Raw genomic sequence first — 3,998 nt, 5'->3', positions numbered from 1 at the left:
GCGGATCGCACGGCGGGGGCGGACGGGCCGCGCTCGCGCTGACCGGATACTCCTCCGACCAGCTCAAGCAGGCGCTGCTCGCCGACGTGACCGGCTACCGGCGCGTCGGTGAGCCGGACGCGGGCGAGTACGGCTCGTTGAAGGGCATCCAGAACTTCGGCCAGCTCCAGAAGCAGGTGACGCTGGACAAGCCGCGCTGCGCCGACGCCGCCGGAGCCCAGCCCGCCGTGGACAAGGCCGCGCCCGCCGCGCTCACCAGCTTCAACCGGGGGGACGGCCAGGTCGTCACCGAGACCCTCATGGGAATGCCGGACGAGGCGGCGCAGCGCCAGCTCGACCTGCGCGTCCCGTCCGGCTGCCTGGTGTTCAAGACCCGCGTCGGGACGCAGACCGCCGAGCACCGCGTCAGCGAGTTCCCCGGGGGGACGATCGGCAAGGGCTCGCGCACCGTCGGCGTCAGCACCATCAGCGGCGGCTCCCACACCCGCGCCTGGTACGTGGTGCTGCGCGGCCGCCACTGCGTCGCCACCGTCAGCCTCTTCGGCCCGAACGCCACCCGCGCGGAGGTCGAGCAGATTGCCCGTCAGGCGTACGACCGAAGTGAGCACTATCTCCCGTGACGGCGCGCCGGATACCGTGCAGGCGTGCGGCCGTCATCCCGACGGCGGCGGGCGTCGGCGCCGGACTACTGCACTGGACGGCGGCACTGGACGGGCGGCGCTGAGCGACGGCGCGGGACGAGCGGACCGGGGGAGCGGCACGTGATCGGCAAGGAGGGGCGCGTCATCGGCCGGATCGGGCCGCGGCTCGTCGGCGAGGTGATGATCCCGGTCCGGGGCGGCGCGGAGGCGTTCTACGCCCATCCCGTCGACCCGAAGGACGAGATCGGCGTCGGCGAGATCGTGGTCGTCGTCGAGTACCACCCGCCGCGCACCGTCTACGTCGCCCGCGCCCTGGCCTGAGCCCGAACTCGAAGCCTGACCCTCGCGCGGGACGGCCGCATCCGGACGTTCGGGGAGGTCGTCCCGGCGTGGGGGAACCGAACCACCCGGCATACCGTCTAGTGATCAGCGGCGTCGGCAACCGGACGGTCAGGCTCCCCGGCGGTGTCGCTGTCCCGGTCCCGGGGCGGGCCGGTTGGAGGGGCGGATGCCAGTGGTCATCGTCGCGATCGCGATCGTCGCGGCCGTCATATTTCTCATCGTCCTGTTCAAGATGATCTGGCGGGTGGCCGAGCCCAACGAGGCGCTGATCATCTCCGGACTGGGCGCGCGGTCCAAGCCGGTCAACGGGCTGGACAGCCTGGGCTTCAAGATCATCACGGGTAAGGGCACGATGGTGATGCCCGGCTTCCAGGTCGCCCGCCGGCTCCGGCTGGACATCCACAACACCACGCTGGAAGTGCACTGCGTGACGCAGCAGGGCATCCCGGTGCAGGTCAAGGGCGTGGTGATCTACAAGGTCGGGGACGACCTGGTGTCGATCGCCAACGCCTCCCGGCGCTTCCTGGACCAGCAGAAGTCGATGGACGGCGCGATCCACGAGCTGTTCACCGGCCACCTGCGCTCCATCATCGGCGGCCTCACCGTCGAGGACCTGATCCTCAACCGCGAGCGCCTCACCAGCGAGACCCGGCTGAGCGCCGCCGACGAGATGAGCAAGCTCGGCCTGGTCGTGGACTCGCTCCAGATCCAGGAGATCGAGGACGCCACCGGCTACATCACCAACCTCGGCCGTCCGCACGCCGCCGCCGTCGCGTCCGCGGCCCGCATCGCCGAGGCCGAGCGCGACCGCGAGGCCACCGAGCGCGAGCAGGAGGCGGCCCGGCAGAACGCGGCCGTCATCCGCGACACCGAGATCAAGAAGGCCGAGTACCAGGGCCAGGTGCAGCAGGCCGAGCAGCAGGCGAAGCAGGAGGTCATCGAGAAGGAGACCCGCAACGCCGAGCTGGAGGCCGAGCGCACCGAGAAGCTGCTGGAGAGCCAGATCCGCAAGCCCGCCGACGCGCGCGCGTACGAGCGGGTGAAGCTGGCCGAGGCCGAGCGCGAGGAGCGCGTCGCGCACGCCCAGGCGGCCGCGACCGAGACGCAGCTCAAGGCGCAGCGCGAAGCGGAGGCCACGCGCATCCTCGGTGAGGCGCAGGCCGGGGCGATCCGCAACAAGGGCCTCGCCGAGGCGGACGCCATCAAGGCGCGCGCGCAGGCGCTGGCGGAGAACACCGAGGCGGTCATCGCCCAGCAGCTCGCCGAGCGCTGGCCCGAGATCGTGGAGGCGGGCGCGGGCGTCTTCGGCAACGTGGACAACATGGTCGTGCTGAACGGCGCGGAGGGCATCGAGGAGATGCTCGCCAAGGCGCTCACGCTCGGCGGCGCGGGCCTCGGCCTCGCCCGGAACCTGCTCGCCGGCGGCGCGGCGGGGCCGTCCGCGAACGGCCAGAAGCAGCCGGTGAACGGCGCGGCTCCGGCCGTCGCCGCCGCCGGAGAGGCTCCGGAGGCCTGATCCCTTCCGCTCACCCCGGGGCCCGGACGCACGACGCGTCCGGGCCCCGGTCGTTTCATCGCCCGTCCTCGCCGGCCGGGCAGGGGGAGCGGTGCGCTCGGGGGCGACAAGGTCACACGGACGGCGTGACCCGGATAACGTTCGTGGCATGCCCGTGCCCCGGCTCGCCGTCACCGTCGATCTCGTCGTCCTCACCGTGCGGGAGCAGCGGCTGAGCGCGCTGGTGTGGCGGCGCGACCGGGATCCGTACGACGGCGCGTGGTCGCTGCCCGGCGGGTTCATCCAGCTCGACGAGGACCTGCCCGCCGCCGCGTCCCGGCTGATGGCCGAGCGCGCCGGGCTCGCCGACGTCCGCATCCACCTGGAGCAGCTCGCCACCTACGGGTACCCGGACCGCGACCCCCGGCAGCGCGTGGTCAGCGTCGCCTACCTCGGCCTCGCGCCGGACCTGCCCGCCTCCAGCCGCGCGCAGGTGCTCTGGAAGCCGGTGGACGACCTGGTGCACCGCGACCGCGCCGCGTTCGACCACCGCCGCATCCTGCTGGACGGCGTGGAGCGGGCCCGCGCGAAGCTGGAGTACACCTCGCTCGCCGCCGCGTTCGCGCCGCCCGAGTTCACCGTCGCCGAGCTGCGCCGGGTCTACGAGATCGTCTGGGGCACGCCGCTCGACCCGCGCAACTTCCACCGCAAGGTCACCGGCGCCGACCGCTTCCTCGTCCCGACGGGCCGCACGACGACCCGCGACGGCGGCCGTCCGGCCCAGCTCTACACGCGCGGCGACGCCGAGCAGCTCCGCCCGCCGATGCTGCGCCCCCGCCCCTGCCAGGACTGACCGTCCCCCGCGGGGATCTCGCGCCGCCGACGTGGTGACGGCGGTCCGCCGGGCTCCCGAATCGGAGATCACCGACCGTCGCGCCCCGGCGGCGTTCCGCTGGGCGGAGCGTCGGCGCGCCCTGGGCAAACCAGCAAACTTGATCATCTTGGCGGGGGCGTTCGGCATGACCTCACAAACCGGCGGCCGAAGACGATCTTGGGGCTTGCGGAAATCGCGCCGACGCCGCTTACTTTGAAGTGCCCCGAAGGCCCGGGAGTTTTCCGGGAAAAGAGGGCGCCGACCGCAGAAACTCGCGAGCTGACGGTTAGCGCCCGTTCACTTTCCCGCGGATTCCCGGGCGACGTGTGAAAAGGAGAGTGTCATGAGCCGTCTCGTCGACCGCGTCCTGAACCGTATCGTCCCCAAGGAGACCGCCTCCGCGTGCAGCGGCAACTACTTCTGCAACGCGGCCGGTCACCCCGGCTACTGGTTCCGGTTCTGCTGCCCGCAGACCGGCTGCGAGTGGACCTACAAGGGCAGCTGCTGACCCCTCGGGGTGAGCGGAGCATGACCCTGGCCTGAGGGACGCCGGGCGGAGCGCCGCACCGCGCAGCCGCCGGCGTCCCCCCGAACGGGTCTGCACACGTGAGAAAACCAGACACATAACAACAAATCGGGTATTGGG

General features: G+C 72.1%; 5 protein-coding genes. All 5 read left to right on the top strand.

The features are described 5' to 3' along the window. Nucleotides 1–620 (top strand): hypothetical protein (locus AB0J52_RS30590; RefSeq protein WP_500186143.1); only part of this gene is annotated, 620 nt, incomplete at its 5' end. Between the two features lie 141 nt (nucleotides 621–761). Then, nucleotides 762–962: an NfeD C-terminal domain-containing protein gene (locus AB0J52_RS30585; RefSeq protein WP_500186141.1), complete on the top strand. Its 201-nt coding sequence runs from the start codon at nucleotides 762–764 to the stop codon at nucleotides 960–962. Between the two features lie 187 nt (nucleotides 963–1,149). Continuing rightward, nucleotides 1,150–2,499 carry an SPFH domain-containing protein gene (locus AB0J52_RS30580; protein WP_500186139.1) on the top strand — a complete coding sequence of 450 codons (1,350 nt, stop codon included), beginning with the start codon at nucleotides 1,150–1,152 and terminating at the stop codon, nucleotides 2,497–2,499. A gap of 148 nt (nucleotides 2,500–2,647) precedes the next feature. Beyond that, entirely contained in the window at nucleotides 2,648–3,331 is a 684-nt protein-coding gene (locus AB0J52_RS30575; protein WP_500186138.1) for an NUDIX hydrolase, read from the top strand. 364 nt (nucleotides 3,332–3,695) lie between these two features. Further along, nucleotides 3,696–3,860 (top strand): hypothetical protein, encoded by a 165-nt coding sequence (locus AB0J52_RS30570; protein ID WP_500186136.1) that lies wholly within the window; start codon nucleotides 3,696–3,698, stop codon nucleotides 3,858–3,860. Nucleotides 3,861–3,998 lie beyond the last annotated feature (138 nt).

This window comes from Spirillospora sp. NPDC049652 (genome assembly GCF_040675125.1).
Lineage (GTDB): Bacteria > Actinomycetota > Actinomycetes > Streptosporangiales > Streptosporangiaceae > Spirillospora.
The sequence above is the reverse complement of the archived record's forward strand: the minus strand, read 5'-3'. Positions and strand labels throughout refer to the sequence as shown.